The 20,012-nt window shown below is 37.8% G+C and carries 16 protein-coding genes; 6 read left to right on the top strand and 10 right to left on the bottom strand.

What is annotated here, in order from left to right; translation table 11 throughout:
* Positions 1-45 precede the first annotated feature (45 nt).
* Both JW841_07085 and JW841_07080 read left to right on the top strand, forming a co-directional pair.
* Positions 46-2,025 carry a 2-hydroxyacyl-CoA dehydratase gene (locus JW841_07085; GenBank protein ID MBN1960694.1) on the top strand — a complete coding sequence of 660 codons (1,980 nt, stop codon included), beginning with the start codon at positions 46-48 and terminating at the stop codon, positions 2,023-2,025.
* Between the two features lie 40 nt (positions 2,026-2,065).
* Positions 2,066-3,370, top strand: coding sequence for a 2-hydroxyacyl-CoA dehydratase (locus tag JW841_07080; protein MBN1960693.1), 1,305 nt, complete (start codon positions 2,066-2,068; stop codon positions 3,368-3,370).
* 50 nt (positions 3,371-3,420) lie between these two features.
* Here JW841_07080 and JW841_07075 read toward each other — a convergent pair whose 3' ends face one another.
* From JW841_07075 to JW841_07055, 5 genes are all read right to left on the bottom strand, one after another.
* Entirely contained in the window at positions 3,421-3,768 is a 348-nt protein-coding gene (locus tag JW841_07075; GenBank protein MBN1960692.1) for a hypothetical protein, read from the bottom strand.
* Positions 3,713-4,234: a hypothetical protein gene (locus JW841_07070; GenBank protein ID MBN1960691.1), complete on the bottom strand. Its 522-nt coding sequence runs from the start codon at positions 4,232-4,234 to the stop codon at positions 3,713-3,715. Before JW841_07070 ends, JW841_07075 begins: the two co-directional genes overlap by 56 nt.
* 128 nt (positions 4,235-4,362) lie before the next feature.
* A complete protein-coding gene (locus tag JW841_07065) occupies positions 4,363-4,758 on the bottom strand; it encodes a type II toxin-antitoxin system VapC family toxin (GenBank protein MBN1960690.1) in 396 nt (131 codons plus the stop codon).
* Positions 4,755-5,000, bottom strand: a complete 246-nt coding sequence (locus tag JW841_07060; protein ID MBN1960689.1) for a type II toxin-antitoxin system Phd/YefM family antitoxin — start codon at positions 4,998-5,000, stop codon at positions 4,755-4,757. The genes JW841_07065 and JW841_07060 overlap by 4 nt, the downstream gene beginning before the upstream one ends.
* Before the next feature lie 82 nt (positions 5,001-5,082).
* Complete coding sequence (locus JW841_07055) at positions 5,083-6,525, bottom strand: RsmB/NOP family class I SAM-dependent RNA methyltransferase (protein ID MBN1960688.1); 1,443 nt, start codon at positions 6,523-6,525, stop codon at positions 5,083-5,085.
* Positions 6,526-6,670: 145 nt separating this feature from the next.
* On the opposite strand from JW841_07055, the gene JW841_07050 reads away from it, so the two are divergent.
* The 3 genes from JW841_07050 (at position 6,671) to JW841_07040 (ending at position 12,078) form a co-directional block, all read left to right on the top strand.
* Positions 6,671-10,492, top strand: a complete 3,822-nt coding sequence (locus tag JW841_07050) for a hypothetical protein (GenBank protein ID MBN1960687.1) — start codon at positions 6,671-6,673, stop codon at positions 10,490-10,492.
* 413 nt (positions 10,493-10,905) lie between these two features.
* Positions 10,906-11,223 (top strand): hypothetical protein, encoded by a 318-nt coding sequence (locus JW841_07045; protein ID MBN1960686.1) that lies wholly within the window; start codon positions 10,906-10,908, stop codon positions 11,221-11,223.
* Between the two features lie 114 nt (positions 11,224-11,337).
* Complete coding sequence (locus tag JW841_07040; protein MBN1960685.1) at positions 11,338-12,078, top strand: DUF2326 domain-containing protein; 741 nt, start codon at positions 11,338-11,340, stop codon at positions 12,076-12,078.
* 125 nt (positions 12,079-12,203) lie between these two features.
* On the opposite strand, the gene JW841_07035 is transcribed toward JW841_07040, so the two are convergent.
* From JW841_07035 to JW841_07025, 3 genes are all read right to left on the bottom strand, one after another.
* Positions 12,204-13,439, bottom strand: a complete 1,236-nt coding sequence (locus JW841_07035; protein MBN1960684.1) for a HEPN domain-containing protein — start codon at positions 13,437-13,439, stop codon at positions 12,204-12,206.
* Positions 13,440-13,751: 312 nt separating this feature from the next.
* Positions 13,752-14,804, bottom strand: a complete 1,053-nt coding sequence (locus JW841_07030; GenBank protein ID MBN1960683.1) for a Fic family protein — start codon at positions 14,802-14,804, stop codon at positions 13,752-13,754.
* Positions 14,805-14,872: 68 nt separating this feature from the next.
* Positions 14,873-15,100 carry a hypothetical protein gene (locus tag JW841_07025; GenBank protein ID MBN1960682.1) on the bottom strand — a complete coding sequence of 76 codons (228 nt, stop codon included), beginning with the start codon at positions 15,098-15,100 and terminating at the stop codon, positions 14,873-14,875.
* A gap of 329 nt (positions 15,101-15,429) precedes the next feature.
* On the opposite strand from JW841_07025, the gene JW841_07020 reads away from it, so the two are divergent.
* Entirely contained in the window at positions 15,430-17,004 is a 1,575-nt protein-coding gene (locus tag JW841_07020) for a YifB family Mg chelatase-like AAA ATPase (GenBank protein MBN1960681.1), read from the top strand.
* A 16-nt stretch (positions 17,005-17,020) separates the two neighbouring features.
* On the opposite strand, the gene JW841_07015 is transcribed toward JW841_07020, so the two are convergent.
* Positions 17,021-18,226, bottom strand: coding sequence for a DUF3536 domain-containing protein (locus JW841_07015; GenBank protein MBN1960680.1), 1,206 nt, complete (start codon positions 18,224-18,226; stop codon positions 17,021-17,023).
* Between the two features lie 20 nt (positions 18,227-18,246).
* Positions 18,247-20,012 (bottom strand): malto-oligosyltrehalose trehalohydrolase (gene treZ / locus JW841_07010; protein MBN1960679.1); only part of this gene is annotated, 1,766 nt, incomplete at its 5' end.

The following is a 20,012-nucleotide window of genomic DNA, read 5'->3' as shown; positions in this document are numbered from 1 at the left end:
TTTAAACTATTTTTTAAAAAAATGTATATATGGGTGAGCCTTTAAATGATTAATAGTTTTACAATGCTGCCAAAACCTACTGCAACCTATTGTTTGGGCATTGATATTGGATCGATCTCAACAGAAATTGTTGCTGTTGATACTGATACTGGTCATATTTCCTTTAGTCATATTTTTTCAAGTAGTCCTAGTGCTGAAAATACTGCTGATATGGCCTATCAAGCAATATTAGGGTTATTTCATATTAAACCTCAGCAAATTATTGCTAGCGTAGCTACTGGATTTGGACGTCATAGTGTTAGTTGGGTGAAAAATACAATTTCTGAAATTTCTTGTCATGCTCGTGGGGTCTTGCATTTTTTTCCCGAAGCTAAAACAGTAATTGATATTGGTGGACAAGATAGCAAAGTTATTTGTCTTGCTAATAATGGTAATGTTCAAAATTTTGTTATGAATGATCGGTGTGCCGCTGGTACTGGTCGCTTTATTGAAACGATTTGTCGTACGCTTAATGATGATCTCACGCAATTAAACTTCGCCGCAGCTAATAGTATTAATAAAGTAAATATAAATTCTACCTGCGCGGTTTTTGCCGAGTCTGAAGTTGTAAGTCTTATTGCAAAAAATATTAACCCTGGTGATATAATGGCGGCAGTATTTTATGCTATTGCTAATCGTACTTTAGCATTAATACAACGGCTGGATCATTCTCCTTTATATGTTATGAGTGGCGGTGTTGCACTTAATCAGGCCCTAGTAAAACAACTTACACACTTGTTAGGATATACACTAAATGTATGTGATAATCCCCAAATAGTTGGGGCTCTTGGTGCTGCACTTATTGCACGTGATAATTTACTTAATAATAACTATTCACTTAAATGTAATAATCAAATAAAGTCTCAGCCAACATGTTCAAATCAAGTTATTGCTTCTCCAAATACTAATAAGGCTATTGCTAAGGATAGTTTTATTGCCGTACTTTGCAGTTGTTTTCCTCGTGAAATTTTATACGCTCTTAACCTACCAAATCGCATTATCGCTATTCAAACACAACACCAACAACTTTCACTATTTAATCTACATCCACAAATTTGCTCAATTGCATCTGCACAAGCAAGTCAAATTGAAAATCTACATGCTAACCGCCAATTACTCGGTGTTATCGCAGTTGACTCATGTGATGCCAAACGCCGTGTTTATGATGCTATTGCATTGCAACAACCCCAAATTTTCACGGTGTTAAGTGCAATGCCGTTAAAAAACCAGGTTAACGACTGCCACTATTTAGCTGAAAGCTATCGTGCAATTGTTGATCAACTCTGTGCATATTTTAATATATCGTTTTCTCTTAATAAATTATGGCAAGCTATTAATGCTAGCAATGAAACTAGACTCTTATGGCAACAACTTATGTTATTTCGTACATCTGGCGCTTTAACCATAAATGAAGCTGCTATGGCTGAACTATATACTATGGCATTAACCATGCCACCCTCATCGATCTCTTTACAATTGCAAGGTTATCTTCAACAGCTAAAAGCTAAGCATAGTAATAAAAATATTGTCTCAACAAAATTGCGACTCGCAATTTTAGGGTGTTGTATTAATAACGAAACGCTGCAGCAAACATTTGCTACGAGCGCTGAATTTGTCGTAACTGATCATTGCTCGGCAATGCGACCATGGCAAGGTTATATTAATGTTAAATGTAAAGACCCTTTTATTGCTTTAGCAGACTATACCCTAACTCATATTAACTGCCCGCGATTAATCGACAAGCATAAATTTTTACGCAATATTATAGGTCAAGTATTACATGCTCAAGCAGATGGGATAGTGGTAGTCAATGCAAAATTCTGTACGGTGGCTTATACAAATATGCATTTTATTTCGCAAGAATTTGAAAAACTCGGGCTACCGACTCTAGAACTTGAACTCTCAGGTAATTTAACTATTGACGGACAACTGCAAACACGCTGTGATGCATGGCTTGAGCGTTTGAATTCAATAAAAAATAGCTAGGTCTATTATTAAAAAATTATCTAAAGGTTGTGATAATATAATGAGTTTAATTAAGCTACAACATCATGAACGTAGTCAACAAATAGCGAGGCTATTTACCGAATTACGTCGACATAAAATACCTAAAAAAACTTTGGCCAACAAAATTGCCGCTGATCTCTCGCTTAACCCGACCGCAGCTACTTCATCACCTTTATCATTAATTGCCTCTGAATTGCGTCGCGCTTATACCCCAGATGCTTTTGTAGTCTGGCGCAATATTACCGTCCCCCCTGAATTACTTAATGCCTTTAGCAGCCTTGTCTTTTTTCCGGTTGAAGCTATCGGTTCATTATTTGCAGCTCAGGGCGCCGAGCAATGTCTGCTTATTGCTGCTGACAAAATCGGCATACCACGATCAGTATGCAATTTTGTCCGCACGATACCTGCCAGTCAATACTTAAATATTTGTGCTTCGCCAGATTTTATTATTAACACGGCTAAAGGTTGTGAAGGTATATCCAATGTATATAGTTTTGCAGCTCATCATTATCAAGCGCCACATTATTTAATTAACGTGCCCTATAATGCCGGTGATAATATTAATGCCATTAAATATGTGGCATCACAACTATATGAGTTGACTCACCTAATTGAAAAGCAAACTGGTGAAACCCTTAGTTCTGCAAACTTACACAATAGTTTAGCATACGCCCATAATGCCTATACCGCATTTAAAGCTGCACTGCATTTGCGCAGTCGCTACCCATTGCTTGATCCGCCAAGTGTCTTTCAATCACTTACCATTGGAGTTTCACCCTACTATGGTAAGCCGGAATTTACTGCCTTTGCCCAACATATGCTGCAAAGTTACCAAGAACGTTTACAAAATGATGATCAAGTTAAACAACAACCACAGCGGCGGCTTATGTGGATGTTTTTAATGCCATACTATCCCAATGATATAGTTGAATATATCGAGCGTGATGGCCTGATTCGTTTTGTATGGGAAGATATATCAGAACTTAACTTTAAAGGTTGTGATTTATATGACCCCTATGATGATTTAGCCAAACACCTACTTAATTCCCGTGAATCGATTTTACCCCAACAACGCTTTAAACTTTTATTAGAGCAAGCCGAAGAGCATCGTATTGATGGCGTGGTAATGCTAGCTATGCCTCATTGTGGAGTTTATGCTATGCAATATCCGCTTTTACAGCAATTATTCTTACGCGAACAAATACCAGTATTAACTCTTGACGCTTGTTGCATTGACTCTCATAGTTTTAATCCTTCACAAGTCCGTACACGCATAGATGCTTTTAGTGAGATGCTACTAAATAAACCGCTAAGATGGCAGTAATTACCTCAATATGAATATATATTTATTATTTTGATTATACATTTTATAATTCACTTTTTACTCAGCAGATCATGTATCTTCTTATGTCTTGTTTTATACTTAATTAATAACTTTTGATATATTCGATAAAAAAAGCTATCCGGTTTTTCATTTTTCATTTTTATTCTTAGCATCTTAATTTTATGGCTTAGATTTACAAATTCTTCAGTTATTTCTGGTAAGGTTTTTACAAATGCTACATCGCTGGGCGTCTTAGTTAAAAGGTATTCAAGAATATAACCTGTAACTACTGCATTGAATTTTGCTTTCGACATCGCCCATACTTTCTCGGACGATAGTTCTTTAAGTTTCTCTATTGGTATAAATGCAACGATTTCTTCTGGTAAGTCTTGCAGCATCGCAACTGTTTGCGATGGCAATTTGGCTAACTGTACTAGTTATTCCTACCGTAATCGTATCAAGCGCTTGCTCATCTGAAAAACCGATGTGCTTTAAAAACTTAAAGGCCTCTTCTATCTCTACATCTTCTGCTGCTTTAATTTTACTTGAAGAAACCGATAAATTAACCCCAGCGTTGTTGTGGCAGGCAAAATCAGTATTTAAACTTAAATAATTGCTATTGGCGCTAAAATTCTGCCCACTTGCTGGATTACCTGTAATATACTGTGAATATAATTGTTCATCGCCATCGCAAAATAAGTCTGCATCACTATATACTAATTTGTTTGTTTCAATTATTTGACTATTATTAATAAACGCTGAGACTGTTAGTGAACTTTGCAGACTATTATCAATATCGTTTGCCACCAAGTCGCTGATAAGGGGTTTACCGATAACTTGGCTATCGCTTTTTATTTCTGCCATATTATCTGACACTCAAAGTTTTTTACTGTTATATGACTTTTAACAAAATTGTACTAAAATATCTATACTTATCAAAATATCTATACTTATCAGATATAAAATCGAATATAACAAATTATGCTAAAATATTAAAGTATTGATACAATTTTTGATCTTATTATTCTTTCGTCATTAGTAACTAATGTTGCACCATGAACCAGCGCGGTAGCTGTTATAATTCTATCGGCAGGATCTCGATTAAAACTCTCTGGTAGTGAAGCAACCGTTGCAGCAATTGCGGCAGTAATACCACATAACCTGACTAGTGGTGGCGCAAAAGCTTGCATAAGCCAATCTCGTAATGGCAGTTTAAGTTTTATTCTGCCTAATTCATATAAAGTGGCTATTTCCCATAACGATATATCTGAAATCAACAGTGGATTTTGTTGATCAGCATTTTCAATGGTTTTTTTCTGCTTTTTTGATAGTCTATTAGTATCTTCAAACCACCATAAAATAATATGTGTGTCTAAAATAATCTTCATAAATTATGCTTATCTACCTCCCAAACTGAATCAGACAATACTGGCTTTATAACATCATCTTTAATCACAACACTGCCTTTTAATGAATTCTGTGGATATTTTTCATCGCTCGAAACATAAGGTATTAACTTAGCAATAGGACGTCCTCTTTTAAGAATAGTTATACCATCAGTACTCTTTGCCACTTCATCGAGCATTGCTAAACACTTTGCTTTAAATTCAGACGCATTTATCCATTGCATTTGACTAGTATAATTTACCAGTCAAATATAGACAATCCAATTTTATAAAAAAATTTTATAAAAAAAATTTACCCTCAATTTTCTAACAAACTCTTTGCAAAACTGCGGCAAAAAATCCATCACTACCATGTGTATGCGGTAATGTTTGCAAATACAACCCCTGCTGATCACTTATTTGTGCGGCAAGCTGTTGCTTAACAACCTTATTAATAGGTACTAACTCAATATTAGATGCACGCTTAAGCACACGCGCAATAACTGCCTCGTTTTCCTCCTGCAACAAAGAACAAGTCGCATAAACTAAACGACCCCCTTTAGCTAAAAGCGATAATGATCTTATAACTAACTTTTCTTGTAGCTTAGCAAGTACACCAATATCTTGTTCATTTAAACGCCAGCGATTTTCGGGATTGCGTCGCAAAGCACCAGTACCAGTGCAAGGTGCATCGACTAAAACCCGATCTACTTTGCCTATTAGCGCTGCGATTTCTGTTGGCCAATTATCCGTCGCTGTAGATAGTGTTCTAATTATTGATAAATCTAAGTGGCGCGCGCGTTTATCAAGCGCTGCAAGTTTTTTAGCATCAATATCAAGTGCCCATATACTGCCTTTATTTTGCATAGTAGCAGCTATAGCAAAAGTTTTTCCTCCTACACCCGCGCATACATCGACCACTATATCATTTGCTTTAGCATCTATTAGTGCGGCAATTAATTGACTACCCTCATCTTGTGTTTCAAATAAACCCTCAGCATATTCGGTTAATCCAAAGACATCTATGTGTGATTTAAGTATTATTGCTTGGTCTGAAAATTGACCAGCTTCTGCTGATATTTTTTTTTCACTAAAACGCTCTAGTAATGACTTACGAGATATTTTACTAATGTTACATCGCAACGTTAAATTTGCCCGTTGATTAAGTGCTATTGCTAATGGCTCTGCTTCCTCATTAAATTCTTTAATAAAACGCTTAGTAAGCCAATCTGGATAGGAGTGTAAATATGCAATACGTTTTTGCATATTATGTTCTTTTGCAAGGTTTGCATTGCTATCAATAACTTTTTGCCAATCAATACTTTTAAAGTAATTATTTGCAGTCACGATATCTATTTCATCATTTATTAGTCTATAAATTAATAAGCGAGCTAATTCATAGGTAGTACCAGGTGGTATTAACACACCCGCATTATTCAATAAATAATCTATCCTACGATATTGGCGAATCATTCCAAATAATAATTCAAATAAATCTCGCCTTTCTTTACTGTTTAACCAACGTTCTTGACGCACTGCTGTCGATAATCGTGTTGCCACATAATTCCAATCAAGACGAATACGACTCCATAAATCTAAAGCTAATTTTTGTAGCTTAGCGTTTCGATCAAACTCACCAATATCGATTTTCTTCGCCCGTGAATTATAGTTATTCAAATATAAATTTTCCGCCACCAATGCTATAGATGATGATCGCCTTTTATATTTCTTTTTTTTTGCTGCAAATTGAGGTTTTTTAGCCCGAATCATGCTTATGCCTAACTAATATAAGTATCTGCGTTTATACTACATTATTACTATTTTTTACTACCTCGAATTAACCTTTTTAAAATCGCACTACATGTTTTTCAAAATAGAGCCGTTATACCTTATTGTTACTAGCTGTGAGGGAGCAATGCGACACTATCTTACCACTTGTTTTATTTTAATTTGGCTATTAACCGGTTGCACTGTACAAGTACCGGATATTTACAAAGAAACTTTTAAATGCAATTCTGATGACGATTGCGCTAAAGAGTTTCACTGTAACAATAACATCTGTGTACCTAATGATTCTAGCATGGTTAGCAATGACACCCTTGCACCAGATACACAAATAACCTCTTCCCCAACTAACCCAAGTGGTACATCAGTTGAATTTAAATATACCGGCACAGATAATGATAGTGTGATTGGTTTTGATTGCAGTCTTGATGATGCCTCTTTTTCGCCTTGCGGCGTACCTAACAGTGGTCAAGCTTCTATACAATATAATGATCTATCGACTGGTTCTCATACTTTTCAAGTTCGTGCACGAGATAATTCTGGTAATGTAGATAATAATCCTGCATCTTATACTTGGCAAGTGCAAATTGATACTAGTGGTAGTAGTTCTGGATTTGAATATCCATCTACTACTATTACCAGCGCATATCCTGATACTGCCCAGACCACTCAAAAAGATATAAATTTTTATTTCTCTGCTAGTAGTAACTATGGAATAGCTAATTTCGAATGCGAACTTGATAATTCTGGATATAGTGTATGTTCTAATATAAATCCTGGATCATTTTCATACTCAAGTTTAAGTTACGGTGAGCATGTTTTTCGTGTACGCGCCAAAGACAACAATGGCAATTATGATCCACAACCACCAGAATATCGTTGGAATATTGTAACTACTATTACTGACTCTCAATCTCCTGAAACATACCTAAATAGCACCCCAGCTTCATCATCAACCAACACTTATGCTTACTTTTCTTTTTCTGGTAGCGACAATATACAAGTCACCGGCTTTGACTGTCGACTTGATTCTGAACCATTTGCTCCCTGTGGCGATGGCTCTTCAAACTCTATAGATTATTATTCTCTACAACCAGGGACTCACTATTTCGCGGTGCGTGCCATTGACAGCAGCAACAACGTTGACAATAGCCCATCTACTTTCACCTGGTATGTCGCAAGCGCTGACACTACGCCTCCAATTACTTATATTAACTCATCACCATCAAGTCTCACCAATGATTCATATGCAAATTTCACTTTTAGCTGCAATGAAACTAATTGTACTTACGAATGTCGTTTAGATTATGGTGCATATTTCGATTGTAGTGGTGGTTCAATTTCTCAATATGTCGACGAGGGTTCACATACATTTGAGGTATGGGCCTTTGATAGTTCTAATAATCGTGATGACTATGGAGCTACTTACTATTGGGACGTCGATACTGTTCAACCAACACTATCACTGACTTTTTATCCCTCTGCACCTACCACCCCTGATAGTCGCACGAGTTTTAATGTAGACCTTGACTGTAGCGATTATAATGGCTGCACGATTACTTATAAATTTGATAGTGAAAATGTGACCACTGCAACCAATTATCCAGAAAATGTTTCTCGCTATGGACTAACCGAAACATCGCATACTCTTACTGTTTGGGCTACTGACTCTGCTGGAAATACAACAGAAGACACTCGCACTTGGACAGTCAGCATGGTTTGGCAATTTGTTGATTCAGGTCCGAGCGCACAGCATAACTGTGCTATTGCCTCTGATCAAAGCTTATGGTGTTTTGGTGCTAATAAAAATGGGCAAGTCGCTCCTGATTTAGGCGATGAACGTATCGGATGGGTTACACGTATTCACTCTGAAACTGCTGATGGTGTAGATAACTGGCTGCAAGCAACTGCAGGTGGCGGTCATACTTGCGGGCTTCGCTATGCCAATGGTGGTGCTTATCAAGATCTATGGTGTTGGGGCGCAAATTCTGACGGTCAATTAGGTTTAGGTTATACTGGCTCTATTCCTACTGAGCCCATGCAGGTTGCTGATTATAGCTATAATTTTGTTAAAGTTAAGGCTGGTACCAGGCATACTTGTGCTCTAACTAGTAATAAAACTTTATATTGTTGGGGCAACAATAGTTATGGCCAGTTAGGTCTCGGTAATACTTCTGATTATGAATCAAACTTTACTAACATTGTAAGTGGTGGCTATCAATGGCAAGATTTTGCTCTTGGTGATGATTTTACTTGCGGCATTCAAAATGACTATTCATTATGGTGCTGGGGTAAAAACGATTATGGGCAACTAGGTATAGGTAATAACCAATATAAATCTCAACCGACCTTAGTAGATAATACTATGCAATATCGTAATGTAGTAGTTGGACAAAAACATGCATGCGCTCTTGACACCGGTGATAAGTTATATTGTTGGGGTGATAATAGTTGGCTACAAGTAGGACCTTCATCTTCGCTTTATCCATTATATCTTAGTGACAACTGGAGTGGGATGATTTTTGCTGGTGCAAATCATACTTGCGCCATAAGAAACAATAACCTTGAATGTTGGGGCGGTAATTATAATGGACAATTAGGAGTCGGCCATACTTACTCACAAGGTCCATCAGCAGTATTAAACGGCGCAACTACTGCCGCACTTGGGGCTGTACATACCTGTGCAATTAATAGTTATGGTTTATATTGCTGGGGTAATCGCAATGAGGGCACTGTTGGTAATGGTATTGCGGCAACGCTTGCGCCTACCGATAAAGTTCTTAACACTAGCTATGGATATATTGAACTTACTAGCCTATCAACAGGCGGCAAGCATGCTTGTGGTCGTGATTTATATGGTAAAGCCTGGTGTTGGGGTGATGACCGCTTTGGCCAACTTGGTAATGAATGGCCAACACCTGCAACAGAATTTATAGATGATATTGCGCCACGCCAAGAAGCTGTGGGTCTATTTAGCGGTAGTAATGCTATTAATAAAGTAACCGCTGGCGCCAAACATTCATGCTTTATCATTAACGGTGGCGAACTATACTGCAGCGGTGACAATAGCATTGGGCAATTAGGCACTGGTACCTATAATTCTCGGGCTGTACCAGAGCGTGAATATTATTATAGCAGTGATTGGATTGCGGTTGGCGCAGGATCAGAACATACTTGCGGTATTAGATCAATATCAGGTTCAAACAGCGTCTATTGCTGGGGACAAAATAATGATGGACAGTTAGGTAATAATCAATCCGACAACTTTTATAATACTCCACAAATAATGGTGCAAAACGGTACTAGCTTTGATGATTGGACTCAATTAGCAGTTGGTGATCAACATTCGTGTGCCATTCGTCATGACTATACTTATGGTTATAACGAACTTTACTGCTGGGGTAAAAATGCTAATGGGCAAATTGGTATTGATTCAAATTCACCGACAAAAATTCTTATGCCCACTAACACTTGGTCCGGCCAAACCCAATGGTTAACTGCTAGTGCTGGTGGTAATCACACTTGTGGTATTACCGGTTCAGCTTTTCCCGGTTCGCTGCGTTGCTGGGGTTCAAATAGTCTTGGTCAATTAGGTAACGGCACCTTTACTGATGTCTATTCGCCGGTATCTTCAACTTCGCTTGGTAATAACTGGATTTGGGTTGCTGCTGGTTTAAATCATACTTGCGGTATTCAATACGCTTCAGCAGGAAAAGGCTCGCTGTGGTGCTGGGGTGCAAATCACTCTGGGCAATTAGGCGCTGGTTATCAATTTTACCAATCGGCAACTCCAGTACAAGTCGGCGCCAAAACTGATTGGGTGGCAGTTGCTGCTGGTGATAACTTCACTTGTGGTATTCGCGCAAACGGTGCGGTATACGAAGCCTACTGCTTCGGCGATAATTACCAAGGTCAACTTGGTAATGCTACGGCTTGGGAAGTTTATCCCTAATTGTCTACTTTGATAGCTAATTTAAAAAATTAAAAAAGTTAATTATAAGAGGCAATAAATTGTCATGGTATGATGGGTGAATACTATGTGGTTTAAGTCGTTTTTACTTTGATCGGTGAGAGTCGTTTTACCATGTATTATTCCTCAATTTGAACTATTAAGTATTACTTAATAGTTGCTACTTAGGAAATTAGCCATCTACATAAATAGCGACTAATTGCAGTTTACATTTTAAGATAGGCAGTATTGGGGACATTGTTTTTGCAAAATAAGCCATAACTTGTTGTAAAGATTAAAAGAAAATATGTTTTATTTGTTTTTAAGACGGTGTCACCTGTAATCACCTTGATATCAACAACACCCTTAAAAACCTTGATAGATATACGCGAGATGATGAATACGAAACTCTGTATTTGTTTTTATTGGGTTGCGATTTTGCCCAAGGCGATATCAAGCAAGAGTTGCGAGCAAGTATTGATGTTGAATTAAAATTTAAAAAACGCCTAGAAGCTGAACAAACAAAAGCAGCATATGAAACTGCATTGGCGCTTTTGCAAGGAGAAATTGAAGATTTAGAAAGCCAGAAAGCAGCTCTCAATCTCAACCCCACATTTGAATCTGACCTAAACAATCTTAACAAAATTAAATATCAGATTAATATAACATCATCAGAAATAAGCAGATTAGACTTAAGAAAAGAATTAATTTTAGAGGCACAGAGTGAGCTATAGGCAAGTGTTGCCAATATTGATCAGCAACAGCTTAAGCAAATCTATTTTCAAGCGACTTCTCTTGTAGATAAAGTTCAGAAGACTTTTAAAGAACTATGCAATTTTCATAACCAAATGGTAGAATCGAAGCGAAAATTCATTGCGCAAGAGTTACCCAATATTGCGATAGATATTAAAAACAAACGTAGTCAATTAAATAATCTCATTGATGAAGAAACCCGGCTCAGCGCTATTGTTACAAAATCAGACTCATTTGAAGTTCTTGAAACAATGATTGGAGAACTTAATCTCAAATATCAAAAAATGGGCGAATATGAACATATATTAAGTCAATTAAAAACTGTTGAAGATAAACTATACACCCTCAAACAAACTCTAAATAAAATCGATGATGGCCTTTTTTCAGATGAATTCGCCGAAAAGATTAAACAACAGGTTAATAAATTTAATAGACATTTTTCAGCTGTCTCCTATGAACTTTACGGCGAAAAATATGCACTTAAGGCAGATCAGAAGACATTAAAAAATGGGCAACGCCTTTATGAGTTCACCGCTTTCAATGCTAATTTTAGCTCTGGCAAAAAGCAGGGGGAGATATCTTGTTTTGATATTGCCTATACACTTTTTGCTGATGAAGAAAATATTCCTTGCATGCATTTTTTACTTAACGATAAAAAAGAACTAATGCATGACAATCAACTAGTCATGATAGGCAAACTTGTTAAATCAAAAAATATTCAATTTGTTGCCTCGATCTTGAAGGACAAATTACCAGATGAATTAAAAAAAGATGAATATATCATTGTGAAATTATCGCAAAATGATAAATTGTATAGAATTGAAAGCAATAAATAATATACTGTTTCTATTCCTATTTTTGAAAATAATAGTCTTAGCGATGGTTTACTATTACTTAATGTGTCTGTTTCTAGAATATGAAAAAGCTTCTGACTTATTAAAGATACAGTTCTAGTATCTAATTAATCACCCAACATCTCATCAACCGACCCCACCACAAACGCGCGCTCCCAATATTTAGCTAACAAGTTAGCATCGCGGCAGTTTAATATTTGCGCGGCCATAGCATCATCTACTTTTATATCTCTTCGTTTTAATATATCGATAATTGCCCGCGCTTGGCCTTCTAAAATCCCTTCTTCTTTGCCAGCGGCATGGCCCCTCGCCTCACCTTGAGCCTCACGCTCATCACCAACTTGCTTGGCAAAATTTTCGGCTAGTTGTTGCCAAATTTTAAAGTCTCCATTGTCAATAAATTCTGGTGGCGGTTGCGGCAATATTTTTACATCAGCTTTGCTCGGCACGAGTGGCAACTCGCCAATAGCCTCACCACCAAAATACGAAGCTAGTTTTTCACTGCAAGCACGATGCACCCGGTTGGCTAAGTCACGCACGCGTATACTGAATTCATCAAGCTCAGCTTGCGTTACATCATAGCCCATATTATAGCGGGCCTCGATATAGGCGCGGCGTAATAAATTAAATATATGTTTATCGTGCGGCTCACTACGCGCTAAAGCTGGTTGCAATAATTCATGATATAGCTCAGCACGTTTGGCCAAAAATTCTAAATTATGCGTTTGATGTTTATAGCCTTCAAACACCAAAGTCACCGCATGAAAATAACGCTCGGCAGCTTGGTGTTGCAAAAAGGCGGCCATGCGCCGCTCAGCAAAAGTTATGTTGTGTGAAACAATCCACAAAGCATTAGCGCTGGCAAACCAAGTGCAAAAATAGCGACGGCTCAACTCAAAGCGTTCTTGTGGAGTAGCTGCCTTGGGCTTAGCTATTTTTACATGATGGGTGTCATAAAGCGTTATGCCTTCGCGCACAATCTCGGCAAAAAAGAATTGCCCTGAGCGTATTTCGCGATTTAGTTCAGCAATATGATGTCGAATTATTGATAAAGGTGTTTCACCGGTAATTAAACGTGCTTGCTCTTCAAGGTCAAAAAAGATTCTGTCTTCATCTTTATTAGTGGCGGCTTGAGTGACAATAAGCAAATCAAAGTCCGAGCGGTAACCGGTTTTTTCATCAATAACAAAGTCACCACGCGCATAACTGCCAAACAACATCAGATATTCAACCAATGGGTAGGCAGCATATAACTCAATAATGGCGGCCAGTTTTTGCTGCGCAGTGGGCTTTAGCAACTCTAACCTAGCCGTATCTAATATTATAGGTGCTTTTTTGCTCATTGCTTTTGCCACTATTGGCCTAATAATTTAGGGTTTGCAAGACGATTATTACTAAACTAATGCATAACTCTAATGTTGCAGAGCAAAACCATAAAATGCTAGCTAGGCGAGTATGTAACTTCTCAATAAATCGTGGCACAAACGCAAGCAGACTTGTTATTTAAGAGCGCAGATAAGATTCTTTATTTTAATGTTCATTGTAAGATCTCTCAATGCACTCGGTATGACACCCATGCTTCGCAAGCACTCATTAAGAAGTTACGCGAGAATTATTTAATCATCCTATAACGCGTTGTTTTTAAATTATTACCGTTATTTTGCCGATGGCTTGCCGATAAATTTCCGATATTTTGCCGATAACTTATAGTTGCGCTTACGGCGTGATGCTTCGACAATTACCAGCCAACCAGCATTTACCCAATCAGCAAGTAACAATCGCGCCATACGTTCTGACAGCCCCAATACCTGCGCCACCTCTGAGGTTGTGATATGATCAGCATCGACAAATAAACTAATTACTACTTTGGCGCGTTGATCGAGTTTTTGTAACCCTTTAGGAATAGTGCTAACACCGTGCTGGGTTAGACGATTGGCCTCAGTTTTTACCGCGGCAAAGGTGTCAGCCAACTTAGCTATAAAGTATTCAAGCCATAAAGTTAGATCTGCCTGCGCTCTACCTTCGTAATAGTTGTGATGTGGATGAACAGCCAGAGCCTGATAATAGCCTGACAAATCGCGAGCGTGATGTTCTTCAAGTGAGTAGTATCCATTAAGGCCAAAACCACCGCGTTGCAAAATAAAAGTCGCAAGTAATCGTGCGGTGCGTCCATTGCCATCAAAGTATGGGTGGATGGTTACAAATTGGTAATGAGCTAAACCAGCTATTAAAGGCATTGGTATATTAGCTCGCTCGGCTTCTTTTATCCATTTCACCAAACCAGCCATGAGATCAGGTACATCTTTTGCTTCTGGAGGCAAGTACACTATAGCACCTGAAACTGCGTCACTAATTACGTTTTGGCCATCGCGATATGGTGTCGGTCGAGCACGTGGTCCAATTTCTACTAACGCATGTAGGTCACGAAGTAACTTTTCGCTTATAATTCTACGTTCACGCGCCCATTGCTCAACTTTAAGTAGCGCGTTCCAGTAATTGCGCACTTCACGTACGTCGCGCTCACGACCACGAAAAGTTATTTTACCTTGTTTAACCACCTGTGTGGCCTCTGCTAATGTTAAACGATTGCCTTCGATTCTTGTTGAATAATGGGTTGAGCGTATTTTGGCTTGTTGCCGCAACTTAGAGGTAAGCACTAGCGATAATGTTAAATGCTCAACCTCACTTTTAATAGTGGCAATAGACATAAGCAACTTAGCTATATTAGGTGTAATTTCATAACATGGCTGCCAAGCGTTGCTTTTATTGTTTTTTGTCACTTGATACTCCAGCACAGCATAAATAATTTTTCAGTAGTAGTTTGTTGTTTTAGTTTTTCATCAATAACAAAGTCACCACGCGCATAACTGCCAAACAACATTAAATATTCAACCAATGGGCAGGCAGCATATAACTCAATAATGGCGGCCAGTTGTTGCTGCGCAGGGGGCTTTAGCAACTCTAACTTAGCCGTATCTAATATTATAGGTGATGTTTTGCTCATTGCTTTTGCCACTATTGGCCTAATAATTTAGGGTTTGCAAGACGATTATTACTAAACTAATTTATAACCCTACTGCTTTGGTGATAATTACCAAGGCCAACTTGGTATTGCTACGGCTTGGGAAGTTTATCCCTGATCTTCTACTTTGATAGCTAATTTTAAAATCTTCAAAAAAAGTGTCGCAAATTGCTACATTGCTTACCTAGCTACAACTAAAACAACGTATTTTTAGACAGTTAGTATTGGCCTTATTTTTGCTCACAAGTCATTGCTCAACCTTTGTTGAAAACCAAATGAATAAATAACACTTAAAAATGGGGGTAATTTATATGCTTGCTCGTGCTGCCACTGGCACCATTATCGGGGTTGACGCACATGAAATAATTGTCGAAGCACATCGTGCAAATGGTTTACCATGTATGACGGTTATTGGTTTAGCACGCGGTGCTGTCTGTGAAGCTGCGGTGCGAGTGCGTTCAGCAATTACTGCAAGCGATATACACATTGGTTCCCATCGTTTGGTGGTTAATTTACTTCCTGCTGAACTCGAAAAAGATGCCAGTGCCATCGATCTCGCGCTGGCGATGTCGCTGTTAGCTGCACTCGAAATTATTCCAGCATCTGCATTAGCTGGCCGAAGATTTTTCGGTGAGTTATCACTTGGCGGCGCTCTTGAACCAGTTCGCGGTGCTGTGCTTATCGCTGATCTTGCTCATCGTATGGGTGATAAAGAGATTTTCGTTCCTGCAAGTAATGCTACTGAAGCAGCAGTGATTGATGGTATATCAGTATTAGGCGCTCATTGTTTGCAAGATGTTATTGATCATATTTGTAATCAAAATCATATACCGGCGACAAACACTACCGTTTCAAATAATTTGAATATAACTTATGAAAATTGTCTATCTGAAGTTAAAGGACAAAAACAAGCAAAGCGCGCGCTTATTATTGCCGCTGCTGGCAATCACAATCTCTTATTAATCGGTCCACCTGGTAGTGGTAAAACCATGCTTGCTCGTCGTTTGCCTGCCCTACTGCCACCATTAACTAATCCAGAGCGTATTGAAGTAACACGAATTCACTCTGCTGCTGGCAAATTAGCATCAGGTAATTATTTAATTTGTGAGCGGCCTTTTCGATCACCACATCATACCGCCAGTGATGCAGCTCTTTGTGGTGGTGGTTCAGTTCCTAAACCAGGTGAAGTAACTCTTGCCCACCGAGGTGTATTATTTCTTGATGAACTCCCCGAGTTTTCTCGCCGTGCGCTTGAATCTTTACGCGAGCCACTTGAAGAAGGAGCCATCCATATTTCTCGCGCCGCTCGATCACTAGTTTTTCCAGCGCGTGTCTTGCTAATAGCCGCAATGAATCCATGCCCTTGCGGTCGTTTTCAAATTAACCCTCCTTCTTCACCAAATAATAATTCTCCACTTTCTCATAGTAACCAAAATGTATGTGTATGTTCTTTCGACCAGATTCAACGATATCGTGCTCGTATCTCAGGACCGTTACTTGATAGAATAGATTTACATGTCAATGTTGATGCTGTTCCGTATCGTGATTTTTCTAAACGTGTATCTGGCGAGAGTAGCCGTGATTTACGTTCTCGCATTATTACAGCTCGCAGTATACAAGAAAAAAGACTCGGTTCAGGTCGTACAAATTCAACAATGACTGAACGAGAACTTAATGATTTTGTACCATTAAATAACAAAGCACTCGCAGTGCTTGAACGTGCTGTTGATATTAATGGTTTATCATCACGTACTGCTGTACGAATGATTAAAGTTGCAAGAACAATTGCTGATTTAGAACAACGCGAACATATAGAAGCTTGTGATCTTAGTGAAGCTTTGAATTTGCGTTTAATCGATCGTAATATAGAATTGGATATTAGCTAAACATTTAATTTTAAAATTAATTTACTTCACTAAAAGAAGTATCTATTGGTCTTTCAAGCATTATTTCTATATATTTATCACGCGCTACCCAAGGATCAATAAAATATTCGTAGCCCAATTGTTCAAATATATTTGTTATTTCATCGCGTAAATAATCTAAAGCTTGCCGCAAGGGAGCACGCCATGCTTGATTCCAATCTTCTCTTCCACCTGTTTGACATCCACAATCACGACACCAGCGTCCAACACCATGGGCACAACTCCATGCTGTACCTTCACCGTTTGGGCCTGTTTTTATCTCTACCTCTATTGTTGGAGGATTACGCTCAAGGTAACTACCATAGTTGGTAATATTAAAACCTTGTTTTGGTGCTTCATCAAGCAATGCATAAGCAATACCACGTTCACCAAAATGAGTATGATGGCCATAGCTTTCACCATCTGTTGCAATATGCACAACTCGGCCATCGCCACCGTGAGCCTGAGCCAGACGGTTCACTAATGATTGACTAGATATTAGCGTCCCTTCAAAAGCAATTGAGCGGGCTATTGGGCCATCATAGAAAAATAGTGCTATTGAACGACCTGAGCCATCACGATGAAAATATTTATAAGCGACTCCAGGGTCAATATTGCCCTCTGTAACTGATTGCCACTCTTTTGCCTCTATTGGTCTAATACGTTCAGCTTGATTTGGTGATAGAATTAGAAATTTTAAGCCCTCATCTATAAGATCACCTAAAGTTTCATCGTTGCATGCCGTTTCAGATAGCCATAATGATTCTGGCTGACGACCAAAACGATATTTAAAATCAGTAATACCCCATCGTATTTGAGTAAGTCGATCGCGTTTGTTGGCTAATGGTAGAATAATATGGTTATATGCTTGAGCAATAGCATTACCATGGCCGTGGTTTGCTTTTACACTCCAACGATCTGCGGCAATTATACGATTATAAGTTTCGCTGTCATTACGAGCTATCCATGACAGTAAAGTTGGGCCAAAATTAAAACTTAAATATGCATAATTGTTAACCAGATTTTCGATACGACCATATTGATTTAATACTCTTGCAAATGCGTTGGCACGATAACATTCAGCATGAATACGTTCATTCCAATCATGATATGGATATGCACTTGGTTCTCGATCGATTAACCCTGTCCAAGGATTTTCTCGCGGTGGTTGATAAAAATGCCCATGGATAATTAAATCAGTCATTATAACCTCTGACCAAGATTTTAATGATTACTAAAAATTACGGCGCTATAAGGAGCTAATTTCAATACATCAATATTATTAACCAATTTATTTAAATCTGATATATTACCGCCATATAATATAGTTTCAGTATATAATATTACTTTTTGATTAGTAAACAAATTATTATTTAACTTAATATCTTGCGCTTTTATATTAAAATTAAATACTGCTAATCCATTTTGTCCGTTAGGTTGGCTTCGCCATATTTGCATCCATGATTCTTCTTCATTAATTTTTACCTCAACCATATCTTTACGACAGTTATTTAAAAAACAATATTTTTTTCTTAATTTTATAAGATCTTGATATAATTTTAAAATGTATGAGTGTGGCGCTTTGTTGCATAACGACCAATTAAGTTTTGATTGCTGAAAAGTTGTTTCTGCTTGTGGATCAGCAAAATCAGTCTGCCAATTAAAAGCTAAAAACTCTTCATGTCTACCTTTTCGCACTGCTGCAACTAATTCTGCATCGCTATGACTAGTAAAATATATAAATGGCGCCTGTTCACCATATTCTTGCCCTTGAAACAACATCGGCAAGTAAGGAACACAAAACAATAATGTAGCTGCTAGTTTTTGCTGCTCGAAAGTAATTAAATTTGAAATTCTTACTCCGCCAGAGCCGTTAGCAACTTGATCATGATTTTGAGTAAACACTACAAATTTATTTCCAGGTTCTTCCTTTGATGAGTTACCATGTCGTCGTTTACGATAAGCTGATTTTTTACCATCGTATACATAACCAGATTCTATCGACTTTTTTAAATGTGCTAATTTACCAAAATCAATAAAATAACCTCTTTGGGTATTGGTTAAATATGAATGTAATGAATGATGAAAATCATCACTCCATTGAGCATCAAGGCCATAACCGCCAAAATGATTTGAACGTATAATTCTTACATCGTTAAGATCACTCTCTGCTATTACATGTACTAATCTGCCTAATTTTTTAGCTTCATTATGAACGGCGCTATTTAGCTCCTCAAGAATATGTAGTGCCGAAAAATCAAAAATTCCATGAACCGCATCAAGACGAAATGCATCTACATGATATTCAGTCAACCAATATAGCGCATTATCAATAAAATATCTTCTAACTCCATCTGACTCAGCATCATCGAAATTTAATGCGGCACCCCATGGGGTATGATAACGTTTGGTAAAAAATGGTGCATATTCGTTAAGATAATTGCCTTCAGGGCCGAGATGATTGTAAACAACATCTAAAATTACTGCTAATCCCTGTTTATGACAGGCATCGATTAATTGTTTAAACCCTTCAGGACCTCCATATGTTGATTGCGGTGCATACAAATGTACACCATCGTATCCCCAATTACGTCCACCTGGAAATTCAGCTACTGGCATGATTTCAACTGCGGTAATACCTAATTCTTTAATATAATGCAGACGATCGATAGTTGCAGCAAATGTGCCTTCTTTAGTAAATGTTCCAATATGTAACTCATAAATTATTAAATCATTTAATGGTATTCCCCGCCATTCTTTATCTGACCAATTATAACTATCCGCATCCACTACACGTGATGCACCATGCACACCGTATGGTTGCCATCTTGATACTGGATCGGGACGTTCTTGCTGATTATTAATAATATATTTATAATCATCTCCAATATTAATATCAGATATATCTATAGTAAATATATTTTCGTTATTTTTTTGCATTAACTCTGATTGTTTATTTTTATATATAACAGCAAGTGACTTAATTTGGG

This window comes from Deltaproteobacteria bacterium (genome assembly GCA_016931625.1).
Lineage (GTDB): Bacteria > Myxococcota > XYA12-FULL-58-9 > XYA12-FULL-58-9 > JAFGEK01 > JAFGEK01.
Note: the sequence above shows the minus strand (reverse complement) of the source record. Positions and strands in the feature narration are given on the sequence as shown.

What these genes read in the sequence shown, in the direction of transcription:
- JW841_07020 (MBN1960681.1), top strand. Translation starts at nt 15,430, where the DNA reads ATGCTTGCTCGTGCTGCCACTGGCACCATTATCGGGGTTGACGCACAT.
- JW841_07080 (MBN1960693.1), top strand. Translation starts at nt 2,066, where the DNA reads ATGAGTTTAATTAAGCTACAACATCATGAACGTAGTCAACAAATAGCG.
- JW841_07060 (MBN1960689.1), bottom strand. Translation starts at nt 5,000, where the DNA reads ATGCAATGGATAAATGCGTCTGAATTTAAAGCAAAGTGTTTAGCAATG.
- JW841_07070 (MBN1960691.1), bottom strand. Translation starts at nt 4,234, where the DNA reads ATGGCAGAAATAAAAAGCGATAGCCAAGTTATCGGTAAACCCCTTATC.
- JW841_07050 (MBN1960687.1), top strand. Translation starts at nt 6,671, where the DNA reads ATGCGACACTATCTTACCACTTGTTTTATTTTAATTTGGCTATTAACC.
- JW841_07025 (MBN1960682.1), bottom strand. Translation starts at nt 15,100, where the DNA reads ATGAGCAAAACATCACCTATAATATTAGATACGGCTAAGTTAGAGTTG.
- JW841_07065 (MBN1960690.1), bottom strand. Translation starts at nt 4,758, where the DNA reads ATGAAGATTATTTTAGACACACATATTATTTTATGGTGGTTTGAAGAT.
- JW841_07085 (MBN1960694.1), top strand. Translation starts at nt 46, where the DNA reads ATGATTAATAGTTTTACAATGCTGCCAAAACCTACTGCAACCTATTGT.
- JW841_07055 (MBN1960688.1), bottom strand. Translation starts at nt 6,525, where the DNA reads ATGATTCGGGCTAAAAAACCTCAATTTGCAGCAAAAAAAAAGAAATAT.
- JW841_07075 (MBN1960692.1), bottom strand. Translation starts at nt 3,768, where the DNA reads ATGCTGCAAGACTTACCAGAAGAAATCGTTGCATTTATACCAATAGAG.
- JW841_07030 (MBN1960683.1), bottom strand. Translation starts at nt 14,804, where the DNA reads ATGTCTATTGCCACTATTAAAAGTGAGGTTGAGCATTTAACATTATCG.
- JW841_07040 (MBN1960685.1), top strand. Translation starts at nt 11,338, where the DNA reads ATGGTAGAATCGAAGCGAAAATTCATTGCGCAAGAGTTACCCAATATT.
- JW841_07015 (MBN1960680.1), bottom strand. Translation starts at nt 18,226, where the DNA reads ATGACTGATTTAATTATCCATGGGCATTTTTATCAACCACCGCGAGAA.
- JW841_07035 (MBN1960684.1), bottom strand. Translation starts at nt 13,439, where the DNA reads ATGAGCAAAAAAGCACCTATAATATTAGATACGGCTAGGTTAGAGTTG.